This window comes from Pseudomonas sp. HMSC065H01 (assembly GCF_001815235.1).
Classification (GTDB): Bacteria; Pseudomonadota; Gammaproteobacteria; order Pseudomonadales; family Pseudomonadaceae; genus Pseudomonas; species Pseudomonas aeruginosa.
The window spans coordinates 435,419-455,023 of sequence record NZ_KV819937.1; the positions used below are offsets into that span (position 1 = coordinate 435,419).

Consider the following 19,605-nt stretch of genomic DNA (forward strand, 5'->3'; position numbering starts at 1 on the left):
ACAGTTGTTCAGGAAAACTGTGCGACGCCCTGTGGACAAGTTGGTGGCTGTTCGCTTCGGCCCAGGCACGGTGCGGGTTCCGCGAGGTTGGTCGTTTTTTGAGCAGACGCCTCGGCAAACTCGTGCGCAACTGTATGGCCAACCGGGCACGGCGAGGCTCTAGAATCCCCGGACATCGTTTTTCCGCCCCGTACGAGGAGATGCCCATGTCGTCCACCCTGTTCATCACCGGCGCCACCTCAGGCTTCGGCGAAGCCTGCGCCCGTCGTTTCGCCGAGGCCGGCTGGTCGCTGGTGCTCACCGGCCGTCGCGAGGAGCGTCTGCAAGCCCTGGCCGGTGAGCTTTCGGCGAAGACCCGGGTGTTGCCGCTGACCCTGGACGTGCGCGACCGCGCGGCGATGAGCGCGGCCGTGGACAACCTGCCGGAAGAGTTCGCCACCCTGCGCGGCCTGATCAACAACGCCGGCCTGGCGCTGGGCACCGACCCGGCGCAGTCCTGCGACCTGGACGACTGGGACACCATGGTCGACACCAACATCAAGGGCCTGCTCTACAGCACGCGCCTGCTGCTGCCGCGGCTGATCGCCCACGGCGCCGGGGCGAGCATCGTCAACCTGGGTTCGGTGGCCGGCAAGTGGCCCTATCCGGGTAGCCATGTCTACGGCGGCACCAAGGCTTTCGTCGAGCAATTCTCCCTGAACCTGCGTTGCGACCTGCAGGGCACCGGGGTGCGCGTGACCAACCTCGAGCCGGGGTTGTGCGAGAGCGAGTTCTCCCTGGTCCGCTTCGGCGGCGACCAGGCGCGCTACGACAAGACCTACGCCGGAGCCCATCCGATCCAGCCGGAAGACATCGCCGAGACCATCTTCTGGATCATGAACCAGCCCGCCCACCTGAACATCAACAGCCTCGAGATCATGCCGGTGAGCCAGTCCTGGGCCGGCTTCGCCATCCACCGCGAAAGCTGACCGGCGGAGGCGGCCGGGGCACGCTATGATGCCCCGGACGTCCCGATCGAATAAGCGAATTCCATGAGCAAACCGGGCCAACGCGTGCTGGCCGAGCTACGCAAGCTGATCGCTTCCGGCGAACTCGCCGCCGGCGAGCGCATCGTCGAGATTCCCACCGCCGAACGCCTGCAGGTCTCGCGCATGCCGGTGCGCATCGCCCTGCGTACCCTCGAGCAGGAAGGCCTGCTGTGCAAGACCGGGCGCGGCTACAGGGTGCGCGCGGTGACCCGCGAGGATATCGCCGGCGCGGTCGAGGTGCGCGGCGTTCTGGAAGGCCTGGCGGCACGCCAGGCGGCCGAGCGCGGGCTGTCCGCCGAGGCACGGGCGACCCTGGAGGAATGCCTGGCCGAGGGCGACCGATTGTTCGCCAACGGCCAGGTCCTGCTGGAGGAGCTGGAGCGCTACCAGCGCATGAACATGCGTTTCCACCGCACCATCATCGAGGCCAGCGGCAACCCGGCGATCGCCGTGGCGCTGGCGCGCAACGACCACCTGCCGTTCGCCTCGGTGAGCGCCCTGGCGGTGGATCGCGACAATCTCGAGCAGGAATTCCGCCGTTTCAACTTCGCCCACATGCAGCACCACGCGGTGGTCGACGCGCTGGTCAACGGCCAGGGGGCGCGCGCCGAGGCGATCATGCGCGAGCACGCCAACGCGACCCTGCGCTACGCCGACTACTTCGATCCGGCGCGGCAGGGTGTCACCGTGCTTCACGGCGACGTCGCCGCCGACTAGAGATCCAGCACCAGCCGTGGGCTGCGCGAACGCGAACAGTAGGGCGTGAAGCAATCGTTGGCGGCCTGCTCCTCTTCGCTGAGGTAGAGGTCGCGATGCTCCGGCTCGCCGTCCAGCACGCGGGTCAGGCAGGTGCCGCAGATGCCCTGCTCGCAGGAGGCCGGCAGGTCCACCCCGGCTTCGCGCAGGGCCGCCAGCACGGTCTGCCCGGCGGCGACCCGGATCAGCGCTCCGTTGCTCGCCAACTGCACTTCGAAGGTGCCGTCCGCACTGGCGTCTCGTGGCGCGGCGGCGAAGTGCTCGCGATGCAAGCGGCTTGCTTCCCAGCCCAGTTCGCGGGCGCTTTCTTCGATCCACTGCATGAAGCCCGCCGGCCCGCAAAGGTATAGCTGGGCGTCGCGCGGACTGGTCGCCAGCAGGGCGCGAAGGTCCGCGCGCCGGCTGCTTTCGCCGTGGTCGAAGTGGCAGTGCACGCGGTCGGCGAAGGCGCACCGGCCAAGGTAGTCGACGAAGGCCGCGCGCTCGGCGGAATGCGCGCAGTAGTGCAACTGGAAGTCGGCGCCATCGCGGGTCAGGCGTTCGGCCATCGCCAGCAGCGGCGTGATGCCGATGCCGCCGGCGAACAGCAGGCGCGGACCGGGCTCCGGCGACAGCGGGAAGAGATTGCGCGGCTCGCCGATGCGCAGCCGCTGGCCGACCCGCAGTTCGGCGTGCAGCGTGGCCGAGCCGCCGCGCGAGTCGCGGCAGCGGAGTACGGCGATACGGTAGTGGCGCGGCCGTTCGGCGGGGCCGCAGAGGGAGTACTGGCGGACCAGGCCGTTGGGCAGGTGCAGGTCGATGTGTGCGCCCGGCTCGAAGGACGGCAGGGCCGCCCCGTCGGCCCGGAACAGTTCGAAGCTGTGGATATCCTGCGCCTCCAGGCGGATGGCGCCGACGATGACCTCGATCATGGCGAAGGCTCCCGTCAGGCCTGGGCGCGGTTGGGGGCGGCGGCCTGGCGCTCGTCCGCCAGCAGGCGCTCGATGATGCGCCGGGCCTGCACGCCGCCGGCGTCGATGTTCAGTTTCAGCAGGTCGCGCCGTGGATGGCGCAGCAGGTTGCGCTGCTGGCTTTCGAGCATTTCCAGGTCTTCGCCGAAGATCTTTCCCTGGCCTTCGCGAATGCTCTCGGTGAGCGCCTGGTCGTGGGCCTGGAAGTTGCGCGCCATGCCCCAGAAGTACCAGATGGAAGTGGCGCTCTCCGGGGTGATGAAGTCGACCACGATGCTCGCCGCCTTGCGCTCCGCCGGCGCCTGGTAGCCGCCGTGGCCGGCGTGGGCCACGCCGACCTCGATCAGCACGTGGCTGGGCGGCGTGAAGCGGCAGATCTGCCAGCGGTCCACCGCCACGTCGTCGGCCAGGCCGTTGCCGCGCAGAGCCATGCGCCAGAACGGCGGGGCCATGACATTCTGCATGTGGCGGCTGGTGATCACCTCGTCGCCTTCCACCCGCGTGGTCGGCGCGGCCTCGTCGATTTCCTTCTGGCCGATGCTGGACGCATGGACATAGGTCTCGTGGGTCAGGTCCATCAGGTTATCGATCATCAGGCGATAGTCGCAGTGGATGTGGTACAGCCCGCCGCCATAGGCCCAATCGGGGCTTTCCGCCCATTCCAGGCGGGGTATCAGCGCGGCGTCGGCCTGTTCTTCCGCGCCCGGCCAGACCCAGACGAAGCCGTGCCGTTCCTGCACCGGGAAGCGACGGATGCAGGGGAAGCCGCGGACCCGCTGGCCGGGCATCGCGCGGGTGCGACCGTCCTCGCCCATTGCCAGGCCGTGGTAGCCGCAGACCAGCACGCCGTCCTCGACGAAGCCCAGCGACAGCGGCGCGCCACGGTGCGGGCAGAAATCCTCGAGGGCCGCCACGCGGCCGTCCTCGCCTCGGTAGAAAACCATCGGCTCGTCGCAGATGCGTCGGCCGAGCGGCTTGCCGGCCAGTTCGTCGGGGGTGCAGGCCACGTACCAGGCGTTCTTCGGAAACATCGTCGGATCCTCTCGTTGTTTTTGTAATTGGATCCAATGATTCGCGAGGCAACTTTTCCAAGTCAACCGCTTCTGTACAAAAAATAATCTGTTCGATAGTCGCACATAAAAAACTTCAGGAATAAATTGCCAAATTATCTCGTTCCAGAGCCTTTCTCGGATTTCGCTGACAGTGGGATATCCGCTGGCCATCCGTTTTCTTGTCGCCAAAATGGATCCAATAGGATTGCGGCATCGACGCAACGGTGCCAGGGTGCCTGCGCTTGCCGTGCCTACAACAACAAGAAAAAGGGTCTTCCCGATGATGGATTCCTGCATTCCCGCGCCTCGCTCCCGCCTGCCGTCGCTTCTTTCCTGTCCGCTCGGGGAGGGCCGCCCATGAACCGGGACTTGCGCCGCGCTCTCGACGACGAACCGATGCGTCCGTTCCAGTGGCTGGCGGTGGCTGTGTGCATCGTGCTCAACCTGATCGATGGCTTCGACGTGCTGGTGATGGCCTTCACCGCATCCTCGGTGGCCGCCGAATGGAACCTTGGCGGCGCCGAGATCGGCCTGCTGCTCAGCGCCGGCCTCTTTGGCATGGCCGCCGGCTCGCTGTTCATCGCGCCCTGGGCCGACCGCTGGGGGCGCCGCCCGCTGATCCTCGCCTGCCTGGCGCTGTCGGGCCTGGGCATGCTCGCTTCGGCGCTGAGCCAGGCGGCCTGGCAACTGGCGTTGCTGCGCGGGCTGACCGGACTGGGTATCGGCGGCATCCTCGCCAGCAGCAACGTGATCGCCAGCGAGTACGCCTCGCGCCGCTGGCGCGGCCTGGCGGTAAGCCTGCAGTCCACCGGCTACGCGCTCGGCGCGACCCTTGGCGGACTGCTCGCGGTATGGCTGATCGGCGCCTGGGGCTGGCGCTCGGTGTTCGTCTTCGGCGCTGGCCTGACCCTGGCGGTGATCCCGCTGGTCTGCCTGTGCCTGCCGGAGTCGCTGGACTTCCTCCTGGCGCGCCGGCCGCCGCGGGCGTTGCAACGGGTCAACGCGCTGGCCCGGCGCCTGGGCCGCGCGGCGCTCGCGGAACTGCCGAGCCCGCCCGGTGGCGGAGCGGAGCACGGTAGCCGCCTCGCCCGGTTGCTTTGCGTTGCCCAGCGACGTACCACGCTGCTGCTCTGGGCGCTGTTTTTCCTGGTGATGTTCGGCTTCTACTTCATCATGAGCTGGACGCCGAAGCTGCTGGTCGCCGCCGGCCTGTCCACCGCCCAGGGCATCACCGGCGGCACCCTGCTGAGCATCGGCGGGATCTTCGGTGCCGCCTTGCTCGGCGGGCTTGCCGCGCGCTTTCGCCTGGAACGGGTGCTGGCGCTGTTCATGCTGCTTACCGCCGCTCTGCTCGCGCTGTTCTCGCTGAGCGCCGGGCTGCCCGGCGCGGCCTTGCCGCTGGGACTGCTGATCGGGCTTTGCGCCAACGCCTGCGTGGCCGGCTTGTATGCCCTGGCGCCGAGCCTCTACGACGCTTCGGTGCGCGCCACCGGGGTCGGCTGGGGGATCGGCGTCGGTCGCGGCGGGGCGATCCTCTCGCCGCTGGTGGCCGGGCTCCTGCTCGACGACGGCTGGCAGCCGCTGTCCCTCTATGGGGCGTTCGCGGCGGTGTTCGTCGTCGCGGCCGCCGTGTTGCCGCTGCTCGGTGCGCGGCGTCGCGAGCGCTCGCCGACGCTGGGAGACGCTGCGTGAGGGCCGCCGGCGTTTCAGCGTTGGGCGGCGATGATTGCCTCGGCGATGGTGGTGCGGAACCAGTTCAGCGCCGCCGAGCGTTCGCTGCTCTCGTGCCAGTGCAGGGAGACGTCGAACGGCGGCAGGGTGAAGGGCAGTTCGAGCATGCGCATGCCGCCTTCGGCGACGAAGCGATAGGCGATCTGCGCCGGCAGGATGGTCAGCAGCTCGGTACCGGGAATGATCTTCGGCAGCACCGAGAAGTGCGGCACCCGCAGGCTGATGCGGCGCTGCACCTGCATGGCCTCGAGCACGTCCTCGGCGATGCCGTGGCCGGAGGTACGGGTCACCACGATGTGCCGCTCGGCCAGGTACTGCTCCAGGCTCAGGCTGTCGCCGATCCGCGGGTGGCGGTCGCTGAGCAGGCACACGTAGCGCTCGTGCAGGACCCGCTGGCTGCGCGCGCCGGGCACCGGCTGGCGGCAAATCGCCGCGTCGACCTTGGCGCTGCTCAGCCAGGCGCCGACCTCGTCCACCTGCAGCGGCAGCACTTCCACTTCGGCGAACGGCGCGTCGCGGGTCAGGCGTTCGAGGATCAGCGAGAGGAAACCCACTTCGCCGAGATCGGTGAGGGCGATGCGGAAACGTCGCTCGGTGGTCGCCGGATCGAAGTGGCGAACGCTCTGTACCGCGCCCTCGATGCGCGTCAGCGACTCGCGGAAGGTGCCGTAGAGCTGCTCGGCGACGAAGGTCGGCTGGATGCCGTCGCGGGTGCGGGTGAACAACGCGTCGTCGAACAGTTCGCGCAGGCGCGCCAGGGCGTAGCTCACCGATGGCTGGGTGACGAACAGGCGCTCCGCGGCGAGGGTCACGCTGCCGGCTTCGTAGAGGGTGACGAAGGTGCGGATCAGGTTGAGATCGATCGGACTCATATAGACCAGTTCTATTTTTTATAGAAAGAGTATCGATTTGATTGATTATCGAGCGGCTGCAACAGTAGCGCAAATCCAGGAAACGAGCTTGAAGGCCTGCATGAAAACCGTCCATTCCGCGTCTTACGAGATCCTCCGTCGCCACGGCCTGACCACCGTCTTCGGCAACCCCGGCTCCAACGAGCTGCCGTTCCTCAAGGACTTCCCCGAGGATTTCCGCTACATCCTCGGCCTGCACGAGGGCGCGGTGGTCGGCATGGCCGATGGCTTCGCCCTGGCCAGCGGCCGCCCGGCCTTCGTCAACCTGCATGCGGCGGCTGGCACCGGCAACGGTATGGGTGCCCTGACCAACGCCTGGTACTCCCATAGCCCCCTGGTCATCACCGCCGGGCAGCAGGTGCGCTCGATGATCGGGGTCGAGGCGATGCTCGCCAACGTCGATGCCGGACAACTGCCCAAGCCGCTGGTGAAATGGAGCCACGAGCCGGCCTGCGCCCAGGATGTACCGCGCGCGCTGAGCCAGGCGATCCAGACCGCCAGCCTGCCGCCGCGGGCGCCGGTGTACCTGTCGATTCCCTACGACGACTGGGCGCAACCGGCGCCGGCCGGCGTCGAACACCTGGCTGCGCGCCAGGTCAGCGGCGCCGCGCTGCCCGCGCCGGCATTGCTGGCCGAACTCGGCGAGCGCCTGTCGCGCTCGCGCAACCCGGTGCTGGTGCTCGGTCCGGACGTCGACGGGGCGAATGCCAACGGCCTGGCCGTGGAACTGGCGGAGAAGCTGCGGATGCCGGCCTGGGTCGCGCCGTCGGCCTCGCGTTGTCCGTTCCCCACTCGCCATGCCTGCTTCCGCGGCGTGCTGCCGGCGGCCATCGCCGGGATCAGCCGGCTGCTGGACGGCCACGACCTGATCCTGGTGGTCGGCGCGCCGGTGTTCCGCTATCACCAGTTCGCCCCCGGCGATTACCTGCCGGCCGGCGCCGAGCTGGTGCAGGTCACCTGCGATCCCGGCGAAGCGGCACGGGCGCCGATGGGCGACGCGTTGGTCGGCGACATCGCGCTGACCCTCGAGGCACTGCTCGAACAGGTCCGCCCCAGTGCGCGGCCGTTGCCCGAGGCGCTGCCGCGACCGCCGGCGCTGGCCGAGGAGGGCGGACCGCTGCGGCCGGAAACCGTGTTCGACGTGATCGATGCGCTGGCGCCGCGCGACGCCATCTTCGTCAAGGAGTCGACTTCCACCGTGACCGCCTTCTGGCAGCGCGTGGAGATGCGCGAGCCGGGCAGCTACTTCTTCCCGGCCGCCGGTGGACTCGGCTTCGGCCTGCCGGCGGCGGTCGGCGCGCAACTGGCGCAGCCGCGGCGGCAGGTGATCGGGATCATCGGCGACGGCTCGGCCAACTATGGCATCACCGCACTCTGGAGCGCCGCGCAATACCGTGTGCCGGCGGTGTTCATCATCCTCAAGAACGGTACCTACGGCGCCCTGCGCTGGTTCGCCGGGGTGCTCGAGGTGCCCGATGCGCCGGGGCTCGACGTGCCCGGCCTGGACTTCTGCGCGATCGCCCGCGGCTATGGCGTCGAGGCGCTCCACGCGGCCACCCGCGAAGAACTGGAAAGCGCCTTGAAGCATGCCCTGGCCGCTGATCGCCCGGTTTTGATCGAGGTGCCGACGCAAACCATCGAACCCTGATGTTCCACGGCGCCGCCCCATGCCAGAGTGGGCGGTGCCGACCGACGCCCGCGTGCGCCCATAACAAGAACAAGAGAGAGGTTGGTATGAACAGGCAATCCGCTGCGGCGGTGATCGACGCTGCCCGCTTTAACCGTACTCACTGGCTGATCCTCGGCTGGGGGTGTTTCATCATGCTGTTCGACGGCTACGACATGGTCATCTACGGCTCGGTGGTGCCACGCCTGATGCAGGAGTGGCAGCTGAGCCCGGTGCAGGCCGGCACCCTCGGCAGTTGCGCGCTGTTCGGCATGCTCTTCGGCGGCACCCTGCTGGCGCCGCTGGCGGACCGTTTCGGCCGGCGCCGCCTGGTGATCGCCACCACCCTGCTGGCGAGCCTCGCCGCCTTCCTCACCGGGCACGCCCGCGACCCGCTGGAACTGGGCGCCGGACGCTTCTTCACCGGCCTGGCACTGGGCGCGCTGGTGCCCAGCGCGATCAACCTGATCAGCGAATTCGCCCCGGCCGGGCGGCGCAGCACCCTGGTCACGGTGATGTCGGCCTTCTCGGTGGGCGCGGTGCTCTCGGCGCTACTGGCGATCGCCATGATCCCCGCCTGGGGCTGGCAATCGGTGTTCTACGTGGCGGTGCTGCCGGTACTGGCGGTGCCGCTGATGTTGCGCTGGTTGCCGGAGTCGGCGGCGTTCCTCGAACTCAAGGGCCGCCGCGCCGAACTGGACGCGCTGCTGCGCAAGGTCGATCCCGACTACCGGCCCGGCGCCGAGCGGGCGAACGCTGTCGCGGCCGAAGCGCCGAGCGGACGGGTCGCCCAGTTGTTCGAGGGGCGCCAGGCAGTGGGCACCCTGCTGCTGTGGGTGGCCTTCGCCATGTGCATGCTGATGAGCTACGGGCTCAACACCTGGTTGCCGAAACTGATGGCCGGCGGCGGCTACGCCCTCGGTTCGAGCCTGGCGTTCCTCGTCACCCTGAATGTCGGGGCGACCCTCGGTGCGTTGTTCGGCGGCTGGCTGGCCGACCGCCTCGGCGCCGGCCGCACCCTGGTGCTGTTCTTCGCCCTGGCCGCGGCCTCCCTGGCGGCCCTCGGCCTGGGGCCAGGCCCCTGGCTGCTCAACGGCCTGCTGGTGGTGGCCGGCGCCACCACCATCGGCACCCTGGCGGTGATCCATGCCTACGCCGCGCAGTTCTATCCGGCCTGGGTGCGCTCCACCGGGGTCGGCTGGGCCGCCGGCGTCGGCCGCCTCGGCGCCATCGCCGGGCCGATGCTCGGCGGCAGCCTGCTGGCCCTGGAGCTGCCGTTCCAGCAGAACTTCCTGGCCTTCGCCGCGCCCGGCGTGATCGGCGCGCTGGCGATCGCCTGCATCCACCTGCGGCCGCGCGTGCCGGCGGAAGCGTCCGTCGACGCGACGGCGAAGAAACCCCTGTGATTTTCGAAAGAGGAGAAGAGCGATGAGCGATTCCCGTTATACCGACCTCGGTCTCCAGCCCCTGGCCGGCGAGTGGCGCCACGGCCGGGCCGGCCGCCGGCTGAAGGTGAGCAACCCGTTCGACGGCAGCCTGCTGCTGGAGATCGAGCAGGCCGACCGCGACGACCTCGATGCCGCCTACGCCAAGGCCGCCGAGGTCCAGCCGGCATGGGCCGCGCTCGGGCCCTCGGCACGCGCGGCGGTACTGTACAAGGCGGTGGAGGTGTTCGACCGCCGCCACGAGGAGATCGTCGACTGGATCATCCGCGAGTCCGGCAGCACCCGCCTGAAGGCCGAGATCGAATGGGGCGCGGCGCGCGCGATCACCCTGGAGTCGGCGTCGTTCCCGGCACGGGTGCACGGGCGCATCGTCGAGTCCGACGTGCCGGGCAAGGAAAGCCGGGTCTACCGCAGCGCCATCGGCGTGGTCGGGGTGATCAGCCCGTGGAACTTCCCGCTGCACCTGACCCAGCGTTCCATCGCCCCGGCCCTGGCGCTGGGCAACGCGGTGGTGGTCAAGCCGGCCAGCGACACGCCGGTCTGCGGCGGACTGCTGCTGGCGCGGATCTTCGAAGAGGCCGGGCTGCCGGCCGGGCTGTTCAGCGTGGTGGTCGGCCCCGGCAGCGAGATCGGCGACGCCTTCGTCGAGCACCCGGTGCCGGGCCTGGTGACCTTCACCGGATCGACCCCGGTGGGCCGCAACATCGGCCGCATCGCCAGCGGCGGCGCGCACCTCAAGCACGTGGCGCTGGAGCTGGGCGGCAACAGTCCGTTCGTGGTGCTCGGCGACGCCGATCTGGAGCAGGCGGTGAATGCCGCGGTGTTCGGCAAGTTCCTCCACCAGGGGCAGATCTGCATGGCGATCAACCGCATCATCGTCGAGGACAGCCTCTACGACGCTTTCGCCGCGCGCTTCGTCGAGCGGGTCAAGGGTCTCCGGGTCGGCGATCCGCAGCGCGCCGATACCGCGGTCGGGCCGATCGTCAACGCGCGCCAGCTCGAAGGCCTGCTGGAAAAGATCCGCCTGGCCCGCCAGGAAGGCGCCAAGCCGCTGTACGAGGGCGGCGTCGATGGGCAGTTGCTGGCTCCGCACGTATTCGGCGAGGTCACCGCGACGATGGAGATCGCCCGCGATGAAATCTTCGGCCCGCTGGTCGGCCTGCTCCGCGCGCGCGACGAGGCGCATGCGCTGGAGTTGGCCAACGCCAGCGAATACGGGCTGTCCAGCGCGGTGTTCAGCCGCGACCTGGAACGCGCGGTGCGCTTTGCCCGCCAGCTTCGCGCGGGGATGACCCACGTCAACGACATTCCGGTGAACGACGAGGCCAACGCGCCCTTCGGCGGCGAGAAGAACTCCGGACTTGGCCGCTTCAACGGCGACTGGGCCATCGAGGAATTCACCACCGACCACTGGATCAGCGTGCAGCACGCGCCGCGCCAGTACCCGTTCTGACCCTGGCGGCGGGGCCCGCGCCCCGCTGCTGACCCGACCGTCGTCGCCAGGTGGCCCGCAGAGGCTGCCGGGGCTCGGTCGTCCCTGAAAAACGGAGCACAATAACAATGAAAATCCGTCGTAAAACCGCAGTCCCGCGCAATGCAGGGGCGGTCCTGCCGATGCTCGCCTGTCTTGCCGCGCAAGCTGCCGAGGGCGGCTTCCTGGAGGATGCGAAGACCGACCTGGTCCTGCGCAACTATTACTTCAACCGCGATTTCCGCGACCACGATGCCGGCAAGAGCCTGGTGGACGAGTGGGCGCAGGGCTTCATCCTCAAGTTCAGTTCCGGCTATACCCCGGGCACGGTCGGCGTCGGCCTCGACGCCATCGGCCTGTTCGGCGTGAAGCTGAACAGCGGACGTGGCACCAGCAATTCCGAGCTTCTTCCGTTGCACGATGATGGTCGCGCGGCGGACGACTATGGGCGTGTCGGCGTGGCCGCCAAGCTGCGCGTTTCGGCCAGCGAATTGAAGATCGGCGAGATGCTCCCGGACATTCCGCTGTTGCGCTACGACGACGGACGCCTGCTGCCGCAGACGTTCCGCGGCTTCGCCGTGGTTTCCCGCGAGCTGCCGGGTCTGGCCCTGCAGGCCGGACGCTTCGACGCGGTGAGCCTGCGCAATTCGGCGGACATGCAGGACCTGTCGGCCTGGAGCGCGCCGACGCAGAAATCGGACGGTTTCAACTACGCCGGTGCCGAATACCGCTTCAACCGCGAGCGCACCCAACTGGGCCTGTGGCACGGGCAACTGGAGGACGTCTACCGGCAGAGCTACGCCAACCTGCTGCACAAGCAGCGTGTCGGCGACTGGACCCTGGGCGCCAACCTCGGCCTGTTCGTCGACCGCGACGACGGCGCCGCGCGCGCCGGCGAGATCGACAGCCATACCGTCTACGGCCTGTTTTCTGCCGGCATCGGCCTGCACACCTTCTACCTTGGCCTGCAGAAGGTCGGCGGCGACAGCGGCTGGCAGTCGGTCTACGGCAGCAGTGGGCGGAGCATGGGCAACGACATGTTCAACGGCAACTTCACCAACGCCGACGAACGCTCCTGGCAGGTTCGCTACGACTACGATTTCGTCGGCCTCGGCTGGCCCGGCCTGATCGGCATGGTCCGCTACGGCCATGGCTCGAACGCCACCACCAAGGCCGGTAGCGGTGGCAAGGAATGGGAGCGCGATGTCGAACTCGGCTACACCGTGCAGAGCGGTCCGCTGGCGCGGCTCAACGTGCGCCTCAACCACGCCAGCAACCGACGCAGCTTCAACAGCGACTTCGACCAGACGCGGCTGGTGGTGAGTTATCCGTTGTCGTGGTGACGGACGCTGTCTCGCCGCTCCTCCGGACAGTTCCGGAGGGACGGGGAGCGGGAGGCCCGGTGCTTCGGCGGATAGCCGCTGGGCGGTTATTCGCCCTACCGGAGCGGCGCTCCGCCGACAACGCCTGGAGGGGGAGAGGGCGGCTCAGAACTTCGCCTGCATCCCCACCCGCAGGGTACGCCCGGGCGCGGGCATGAAACTCTGTGCCAGCGGGTCGAGGTAATAGCGGTCGGTGAGGTTCTGCAGCGAGGCATTCAGTTCGGTGTGCTCGAACAGCTTGTACTTGAGGAACAGGTCGAACAGCTGCACCGAGCGGTACTCGATCTGCGGTGTGGTGGCGCCGACCTGCCAGGGCTTGTCCGCCGTGGCGGTGGGGCCGGAGGTATAGGTCATGCGTCCGCCCAGGGTCAGGGCCTGGTCGAAGAAGCGCAGGCCGGCGGTCAGGTTGGTCGCCAGCCGCGGCGGGTTCTGCGTGTTGGTATAGGAGCCCATGAAGCTGCCCGGCGTGCAGTTCGGCGTGTTCTCGGTGCGCTGGTAGCGGTTGGCGCCGGCGCGCAGCCTGGCGGCGAAGGCGGCGTCGCAGGTCTCGGTCTTCAGGTAGTAGGTCGCCGACAGGTCGGCGAACACCCGCCCTGCGTCGTAGTGCGATTGCAGTTCGAGACCGCTGGTGCGGTAGCTGTCGGTGTTGCTGAAGGTCATCAGGCCCATCTGGCCCGGATCGTAATAGCGGGTGATGTAGTTCTTGATGGTGTTGTTGAAGTAGGCCAGCTTGATCGCCGCCGAGTCGCCGTCGGCCAACAGGCTGTCGCGCAGCGCGCTGGCTCCGATCTCCCAGCTGCGCGAACGCTCGGGCTTGAGGTCCTTGCCCGGCTCGACCTGGAGGGTGCCCTGGCTGGTCTCGAACAGCGACGGCAGACGCAGGCCTTCGGTATAGGAGGCGTAGACGAAGGTATCCGGGGCCAGCTCGAAATTGATCCCGAATGCCGGCGAGAAACCGCCGCCGCGGCTGCTGCCCTTCTTGCTGTAGTTGTAGCCGGTGACCACGTTGGTGACCCGCGAGGGATGGACCGTCACGTTGGCCGGGCCGAACTCGTCGAAGGGAATGCCTTCGAACGGATTGTTGGTGTTGTTGGTGACGATGCCGTTGTTGAGGCGGGGATCGGTGGCGTCGGTGTACTGGCCGTTCTGGTCGGGGAACCACATCATCGAGCCGTAGTAGCCGGGCCTGCTCACCGTGATGAAGCGCATGTCGCGATCCTCGCGCCGCGGCGAGGCGGAGATGCCGTTGTCCTTGCTGTTGAAGTGGCTGTAGCGGCCGCCGCCCCATAGCGTCAGGCGCTCGACCGGCTTGAACTCGAGCTTGCCGTTGAGGCCGTATTCCTGGCGGGTGGCGTCCCTCAGGGTGCGGTTGGCGTTGATGTCGTGGAGGGTGGTGACCACGCTTTTCTGCGGCTGGATGTCTTCGACCTGGAACGAGCCGCCGAGGTCGAGCTTGAAATCGCCGAAGTCGGTTTCGAAGCGCGCCACGTTGTTCAGGTCGCCGCCGATGCGCCGGTTGTCCTGGCGTGTCCAGTTGCGATCGGAGCGATAGGCCTGGGAGCGCGGCGCCAGCACCGAGGTCAGCATGTCGCTCTTCGCCTCGGTCATCCACAGTCCGGTGCTGAGGTCCACCAGCGGATTGTTCTCGGGCAGGTAACGGTAGCGTGCGGTGTAGGTGTCGATCTTCACTTCGCTCAATGGGTACTGGTAGATGCCGGCGGTGCCGAAACGGAAGATGTCCGACGGCATGATCTCCCCGATGCGCCCGTCGTAGCGACGATAGCCGAGGTCCAGGGTGTGCTCGTCGGCGATGCGCCAGGTCGCCTTGAGCAGGTAGGACTCGGTCTCCGACGACGAGTTGAGCACTTCCTCTCCCGCGTTGTAGACCTTGGCTACGCTGCTTTCCTCGCGACCGTAGCGGTTGTAGACGCGATAGCGGTCCTGGCCTTTCTTGCCGGAAAAGTAGTTGCCCTGGTTGCGCTGCGCATAGGCGGCGACCAGGTCCAGATGCTCGTTGCGGTAGGCGAAGGCGGCGCTGCCGGACTTGGCCTGGGAGCCGAACAGGCTGCCGCGGTCATCGTGCGGCACGCTGCTGAGATTCTCGGTCTTCGAACTGGCGCTGCGGTGCTGCGGGGCGACGCCGTTGTTCCAGACGTCGCCGGTGAAGCGCACGCCGAGGTCCTTGCCGTCCACCAGGATGTCCTTGACGCCGATGGTGCGCATTTCCACGCTGCCGCCGATCGCGCCCGAGCGGGTCGAGGGACCCTTGTCGACGGTCACGCTGCTGACCAGGTCGGGATCGATGTAGCTGCGCTGCTGGGTGCCGGCGTAGCCGCGGTAGACGTCCAGCGCCTGCTCCGCGCCGTCGACCCGCACCGCCACCCGGCTCTGCCCCTGGATGCCGCGGATGTTGACGTCCAGCGCGCCACCGTTGCGGCTGTCGCCGACCTGTACGCCCGGGATGCCCTGGAGCAGGTCACCCACGGAAACCCGGCCGAAGCGGTCGATGTCTTCGCTGGAGAGGTACACCGACGAGCGTGGCGCGGTATAGGTTTCCTTCTGCGGATCGGCCAGCTCGGCGGCCGAGACCACCACCGGCGACAGGTCGGCCGGGGTTTCTCCGGACATGCGCGGCTCGACCAGCAGGTAGGCGCCGGAGGTTCCCGCCGCGACCTGCAGGCCGGTGTTCGACAGGACTCGCTGCAAGCCTTCCAGTACGCTGTAGCGACCCTTGAGCGCCGGCGCCGTGCGGCCGCGGGTCAGCTCGGGGTCGAAGGACAGCAGCAGGCCCGACTGGCTGGCGAAGGCGCCCAGGGAGGCGCCCAGCGAACCCGCCGGGATGTCGTAGCTGCGCGGCGTGGCGTCGTCCAGGCGGGTAGCCGCGCTGTGCTGGCCGACGCTCTGCGCGTGGGCCAGGCCGCCGCCGAGCAGGCCGGCGCCGGCCGCCGACAGGCCGAGCAGGGCCCAGCGCAGGGCAAGGGTGAGCGGGGAGAGGCGCGACAAGGGGCGCGCCAGGCTGGGGATAGGGCGTTGTAGGGACATGACTTCTTCGCTCGCAGGGTTGGCGCCCGGCATTGCGGGCTCTCATTCCCTCTGTCGCACGAGATCGGAAAAGGGATATTTCGGGTTCGGCGGGCCGGACGGAAAGGGTCGCCGGCATTGTGGTCAACGCAAAATTAGTGATAATAGTTTTCATTTGCGATTGAATCCAGCTGACTATTCCGATGAATGCGCCTCCGATGAATGCGCCGAGTTCCTGCCTGTCCGCGGACCGCGACGGCGTCGCCACGCTCTACCGTGAAAACCATGCCTGGCTGCGCAACTGGCTGGCCTACCGACTCCGCTCCTGGGGACGCGGCGTGGCCGACGACCTGGCCCATGACACCTTCCTGCGCATTCTCGCCAGCCGCGACGGCGGCCAGCGTGAAGCGATCCGTCAGCCGCGCGCCTATCTCACCCGTATCGCCAACTGCGTGCTGGTCAGTTGGCGCCGTCGCCAATCGCTGGAACTTGCCTGGCTGGAGGCCCTGGCCACGCTGCCCGAGCCGTTGCAGCCGTCGCCGGAACAACAGAGCGTGATCGTCGAGACCCTGCACGAGATCGACGCGCTGCTCGACACCCTGCGCCCGCGGGTGAAACAGGCATTCCTGATGGCGACGCTGGACGGCATGAAGCAGAAGGACATCGCCCAGGCGCTGGGCGTTGCGCTGCCGACGGTGAAGAAGTTCATCCACCAGGCCTACGTGACCTGCCTGAGCCTGATGCCCGATGAATGACCGCGCTTCCCGCCGGGCGCCGCAGGCGGGCGATACGGAGCTTTCCGGGCCGCCGGCCGCCGAGGCGATCGCCCCGCAGGTGCTCAGGGAGACCGCCTCCTGGCTGCTGCTGATGCAGGAGGGGCCGCTGGCTCCGGCGCAGCAGGCCGAGCTGGAGTCCTGGCGCTCGCGCAGCCCCGAGCACCAGCGCGCCTGGCGGCGCGCCGAGCGTCTGCTGGCGAATATCGGTTCGCTGCCGCCGGCGCTGGCCCGGCGTGCGCTCGAGCGTCCGTCCGGCAGCGGCCGGCGCGCGGTCCTGCGCGGCCTCGCCCTGCTGCTCGGCGGCGCACCGCTGGTCTGGTGGGGATGGCGCGCGCAGGTCTGGCGCGACGGCTTCGGCGCCGACTACCTCACTGCCGTCGGCGAGCGGCGCGACCTGGTGCTGGAGGACGGCAGCCAGGTCGAGATGAACACCGACAGCGCGCTGGACGTGCGCTACGACGCCGGCCAGCGCCTGCTGCGCCTGTATCGCGGAGAGATCTACCTCCGCACCGCGGCGGATCGGCGCGAGCCGCCGCGGCCGTTCCTGGTGCGCACCGAACAGGGCCTGATGCGCGCGCTGGGTACCGCCTTCAGCGTCCGACGCGAGGGCGCAGAGACAGTGCTGGCGGTGTACGAAGGCGCGGTCCAGGTGCGTCCGGAGGGCGCCGCGAGCGCGGCGGATGGCCGGGTGATCGAGGCTGGCCAGCGGGTGCGCTTCGATCGCCAGCGGATCGGCCCCGTCGAGTCCGCCAGCGAGGCCGCGCTGGCCTGGCGCCAGGGCCTGCTGGTGGCCGACGACATGCCGCTGCGGCAGTGGGCGGGAGAACTGATGCGCTACGGCGGCGAGAGCATCGAGTGCGAGCCGTCGCTGGACCCGCTTCGTGTCTCCGGCACCTTTCCCGTCGACGACCTGCCGCTGGCCCTGGCGATGCTGGCACAGACCCATGGCCTGCGCCTCGTGCACCAAGGCCGACGGGTGCTGATCAGGCGCTGAGGGGAGGCGCGGCGGCTCAGCCGGCCAGCAACCAGACCCCGGCGCCCGCCGAGGCCAGCCCGGCGAGACGTACCAGGGGCGCGGCCGCCTGCGGCAGGAAGCGCACCAGCGCGTAGCCGGCGGCGTGCAGCGCGGCGGTGGCGGCGACGAAACCGAGCGCGTACAGCCAGGGGCTGGAGAGGGCCGGCAGCTCCAGGCCGTGGGCGACCCCGTGGGCCAGGGCGAACAGCGCGGTGGCGGCCATCGCCAGCGGCAGCGGCGGGCGCACGGCGAGGGCCACGCAGAGGCCGAGGGCGAGCACCGAGGCGGCGATGCCGGTCTCCATGAACGGCAGTTGCAGGCCCTCGAAGCCGAGCAGCCCGCCGACCAGCATGGTGCCGACGAAGGTGCAGGGCAGGGCGAGACGCGCGGCTCCCTGTTGCTGGGCGGCCCAGAGGCCGACGGCGAACATCGCCAGCAGGTGGTCGAGGCCGGTGAGCGGATGGGCGAGGCCGGCGACCAGGCCGTGTTCGCCGTGGCCGGGGTGGGCGAAGGCCAGCGCCGGAGCGGCGAGCAGGGCGAGGGCGGCGAGCAGCTTGGGCAGTTTCATTGGTGGTTCCTTGTCGTTGCGAAGTGGCGTCAGGCGGCGGTCAGCAGGCCCTGGCGCTCGATGAAGGCGATGATTTCGTCCAGCCCCTGGCCGGTCTTCTGGTTGCTGAACACGAACGGCTTGTCGCCGCGCATGCGCCGGGCGTCCCGGTCCATCACATCGAGGGAGGCGCCGACCAGCGGCGCCAGGTCGATCTTGTTGATCACCAGCAGGTCCGACTTGCAGATGCCGGGGCCGCCCTTGCGCGGGATCTTGTCGCCGGCGGAAACGTCGATCACGTAGAGGGTCAGGTCGGACAGCTCGGGGCTGAAGGTGGCCGACAGGTTGTCGCCCCCGGATTCCACCAGGATAAGTTCGAGGCCGGGGAAGCGCCGGTTGAGCTGGTCCACCGCCTCCAGGTTGATCGAGGCGTCCTCGCGGATCGCCGTGTGCGGGCAGCCGCCGGTTTCCACGCCGATGATCCGCTCGGGGGCGAGGGCCTCGTTGCGCACCAGGAACTCTGCGTCTTCCTGGGTATAGATGTCGTTGGTGACCACCGCGAGGTTGTAGCGCTCGCGCAGTTCGCGGCACAGGGCCAGGGTCAGGGCGGTCTTGCCGGAGCCCACCGGACCGCCGATGCCGACACGCAGGGGTTGGGATGTCATGGGGTTTCTCCTAGGAACGGAACAGACGGCTGTACTGGGTTTCGTGGGTCATGCTGGCCAGCGCCAGACCGAACGCGGCGCTGCCCTCGACGGCGGGCCGCCGCAGCGCCTCGGCGCAGGCGCGGTCGAGTTCCGGCAGCAGGCTGGAAGCAAGTTTCTGCGCGGCCAGTTGGCCGAGCGGCAGGGTTTTCATCAGCACCGCCAACTGGTTTTCCAGCCAGCTCCAGAACCAGGCACTGAGCGCCTCCTCGGCGTCCAGGCGCCAGGCGCGCGCGGCCATCGCCCAGGCGGCGGCGAGATTGGGCGGGTCCTGGCGCGCCAGCCAGGCGCGGCCGGGAGCGTCGAGTTCGGGCAGGGCTTCCAGCAATTGGTGCAGGGAAAAGCCCATCTGCCGGCTCTCCTGGGCCAGCTCGCGGGTCTCGCGGCTGGCCCTATGGCGCTCGCTGGCCGCATCGCAGGCGGCCCAGTCGCCGATCAACGCGGCGCGCAGCAGGCCGGCCAGCAGCGGCGCCTCGAAGCGCGCCAGGTTCAGTTGCAACTGGTCGACCAGCCAGGTCCGCGCGCTCTCGGCGTCGCGCACCCAGCCATTGTCGAGGGCCGCCTCCAGGCCCTGGGAATAGCTGTATCCGCCGATCGGCAACTGCGAGCTGGCCAGGCGCAGGCGCGCCCAGATGCTGTTCACCGGCGCACGCCGAACTGGTGCAGGCGCGGCGCGTAGTTGAACTCCGCCTCGCCATGGTGCGAGTGGTGGTGGCCTCCGCCGTAGGCACCGTGCTCCGGCTGGAACGGCGCCTCGATGGCCTCCACCGTGGCGCCGAGCTGTTCGAGCATGGCTTTCAGCACGTAGTCGTCGAGCAGGCGCAGCCAGCCGTCGCCGACCTGCAGGGCGACGTGACGGTTGCCCAGGTGGTAGGCGGCTCGGGTCAGTTCCAGCGGGCTGGCGCAGGTGACGTGGAGCAGACGTTCGGAGCGGGCGACGACCCGCACCAGGCGACCGTCGCGGGCCTCCAGGCAGTCGCCGTCGGCCAGCGGCGGCTGGCCGCGCTCGAGGAACAGGCCGACCTCCTCGCCGCTCGCCGCGAAGCAGCGCAGGCGGCTCTTGCTGCGCGCCTCGTAGGTCAGGTGGAGTTCTTCGTCCCAGCGGGGCGAGCGGGCGGGCAGGCGTTGGTGGATGACCAGCATGGGCAGT

At 69.0% G+C, this 19,605-nt stretch carries 17 protein-coding genes; 9 read left to right on the forward strand and 8 right to left on the reverse strand.

From position 1 onward, the window contains the following. Nucleotides 1-206 precede the first annotated feature (206 nt). Together HMPREF3014_RS31460 and HMPREF3014_RS31465 are read left to right on the forward strand one after the other, a co-directional pair. Nucleotides 207-968 (forward strand): SDR family oxidoreductase, encoded by a 762-nt coding sequence (locus tag HMPREF3014_RS31460; protein WP_003095557.1) that lies wholly within the window; start codon nt 207-209, stop codon nt 966-968. Nucleotides 969-1,031: 63 nt separating this feature from the next. Beyond that, on the forward strand, nt 1,032-1,745 hold the full coding sequence (locus HMPREF3014_RS31465; RefSeq protein ID WP_003099978.1) for a GntR family transcriptional regulator: 714 nt from the start codon (nt 1,032-1,034) through the stop codon (nt 1,743-1,745). Here the strand turns inward: HMPREF3014_RS31465 and HMPREF3014_RS31470 are convergent. Beyond that, the gene (locus tag HMPREF3014_RS31470; protein WP_034067897.1) at nt 1,742-2,695 is read right to left on the reverse strand and encodes a PDR/VanB family oxidoreductase; all 954 of its coding nucleotides are present in this window, start codon (nt 2,693-2,695) and stop codon (nt 1,742-1,744) included. The genes HMPREF3014_RS31465 and HMPREF3014_RS31470 overlap by 4 nt on opposite strands. Nucleotides 2,696-2,709: 14 nt before the next feature. Further along, complete coding sequence (locus HMPREF3014_RS31475) at nt 2,710-3,765, reverse strand: aromatic ring-hydroxylating dioxygenase subunit alpha (RefSeq protein WP_003099966.1); 1,056 nt, start codon at nt 3,763-3,765, stop codon at nt 2,710-2,712. A gap of 378 nt (nt 3,766-4,143) precedes the next feature. On the opposite strand from HMPREF3014_RS31475, the gene HMPREF3014_RS31480 reads away from it, so the two are divergent. Then, nucleotides 4,144-5,478 (forward strand): MFS transporter, encoded by a 1,335-nt coding sequence (locus HMPREF3014_RS31480; RefSeq protein WP_003112297.1) that lies wholly within the window; start codon nt 4,144-4,146, stop codon nt 5,476-5,478. Nucleotides 5,479-5,492: 14 nt separating this feature from the next. Here HMPREF3014_RS31480 and HMPREF3014_RS31485 read toward each other — a convergent pair whose 3' ends face one another. Continuing rightward, a complete protein-coding gene (locus HMPREF3014_RS31485) occupies nt 5,493-6,389 on the reverse strand; it encodes a LysR family transcriptional regulator (RefSeq protein ID WP_003095545.1) in 897 nt (298 codons plus the stop codon). 100 nt (nt 6,390-6,489) lie between these two features. On the opposite strand from HMPREF3014_RS31485, the gene mdlC reads away from it, so the two are divergent. The 4 genes from mdlC (at nt 6,490) to HMPREF3014_RS31505 (ending at nt 12,353) form a co-directional block, all read left to right on the forward strand. Next, nucleotides 6,490-8,076 (forward strand): benzoylformate decarboxylase, encoded by a 1,587-nt coding sequence (gene mdlC, locus HMPREF3014_RS31490; RefSeq protein WP_003121139.1) that lies wholly within the window; start codon nt 6,490-6,492, stop codon nt 8,074-8,076. An 86-nt stretch (nt 8,077-8,162) separates the two neighbouring features. Beyond that, on the forward strand, nt 8,163-9,500 hold the full coding sequence (locus HMPREF3014_RS31495) for an MFS transporter (RefSeq protein WP_034017046.1): 1,338 nt from the start codon (nt 8,163-8,165) through the stop codon (nt 9,498-9,500). Nucleotides 9,501-9,522: 22 nt separating this feature from the next. Beyond that, nucleotides 9,523-10,992, forward strand: coding sequence for an aldehyde dehydrogenase family protein (locus HMPREF3014_RS31500; protein ID WP_003107137.1), 1,470 nt, complete (start codon nt 9,523-9,525; stop codon nt 10,990-10,992). Between the two features lie 107 nt (nt 10,993-11,099). Next, nucleotides 11,100-12,353, forward strand: coding sequence for an OprD family porin (locus HMPREF3014_RS31505; RefSeq protein ID WP_009314331.1), 1,254 nt, complete (start codon nt 11,100-11,102; stop codon nt 12,351-12,353). Between the two features lie 144 nt (nt 12,354-12,497). On the opposite strand, the gene HMPREF3014_RS31510 is transcribed toward HMPREF3014_RS31505, so the two are convergent. Further along, nucleotides 12,498-15,434 (reverse strand): TonB-dependent receptor, encoded by a 2,937-nt coding sequence (locus HMPREF3014_RS31510; protein ID WP_277425126.1) that lies wholly within the window; start codon nt 15,432-15,434, stop codon nt 12,498-12,500. Between the two features lie 197 nt (nt 15,435-15,631). On the opposite strand from HMPREF3014_RS31510, the gene HMPREF3014_RS31515 reads away from it, so the two are divergent. Together HMPREF3014_RS31515 and HMPREF3014_RS31520 are read left to right on the forward strand one after the other, a co-directional pair. Then, nucleotides 15,632-16,168 carry a sigma-70 family RNA polymerase sigma factor gene (locus HMPREF3014_RS31515; protein WP_003112302.1) on the forward strand — a complete coding sequence of 179 codons (537 nt, stop codon included), beginning with the start codon at nt 15,632-15,634 and terminating at the stop codon, nt 16,166-16,168. Beyond that, nucleotides 16,161-17,183 (forward strand): FecR family protein, encoded by a 1,023-nt coding sequence (locus tag HMPREF3014_RS31520; protein ID WP_003112303.1) that lies wholly within the window; start codon nt 16,161-16,163, stop codon nt 17,181-17,183. Before HMPREF3014_RS31515 ends, HMPREF3014_RS31520 begins: the two co-directional genes overlap by 8 nt. Nucleotides 17,184-17,199: 16 nt before the next feature. Here HMPREF3014_RS31520 and HMPREF3014_RS31525 read toward each other — a convergent pair whose 3' ends face one another. Genes HMPREF3014_RS31525 through ureE form a run of 4 tightly spaced genes read right to left on the reverse strand, consistent with a single transcriptional unit; the run spans nt 17,200 to nt 19,598 of the window. Then, complete coding sequence (locus tag HMPREF3014_RS31525; protein ID WP_003116120.1) at nt 17,200-17,772, reverse strand: HupE/UreJ family protein; 573 nt, start codon at nt 17,770-17,772, stop codon at nt 17,200-17,202. 29 nt (nt 17,773-17,801) lie between these two features. Next, entirely contained in the window at nt 17,802-18,416 is a 615-nt protein-coding gene (ureG, locus tag HMPREF3014_RS31530; RefSeq protein ID WP_003095530.1) for an urease accessory protein UreG, read from the reverse strand. 10 nt (nt 18,417-18,426) lie between these two features. Then, entirely contained in the window at nt 18,427-19,098 is a 672-nt protein-coding gene (locus HMPREF3014_RS31535) for an urease accessory protein UreF (RefSeq protein WP_003095528.1), read from the reverse strand. Continuing rightward, the gene (ureE, locus tag HMPREF3014_RS31540; RefSeq protein WP_003095526.1) at nt 19,095-19,598 is read right to left on the reverse strand and encodes an urease accessory protein UreE; all 504 of its coding nucleotides are present in this window, start codon (nt 19,596-19,598) and stop codon (nt 19,095-19,097) included. The genes HMPREF3014_RS31535 and ureE overlap by 4 nt, the downstream gene beginning before the upstream one ends. Between the last annotated feature and the right edge of the window lie 7 nt (nt 19,599-19,605).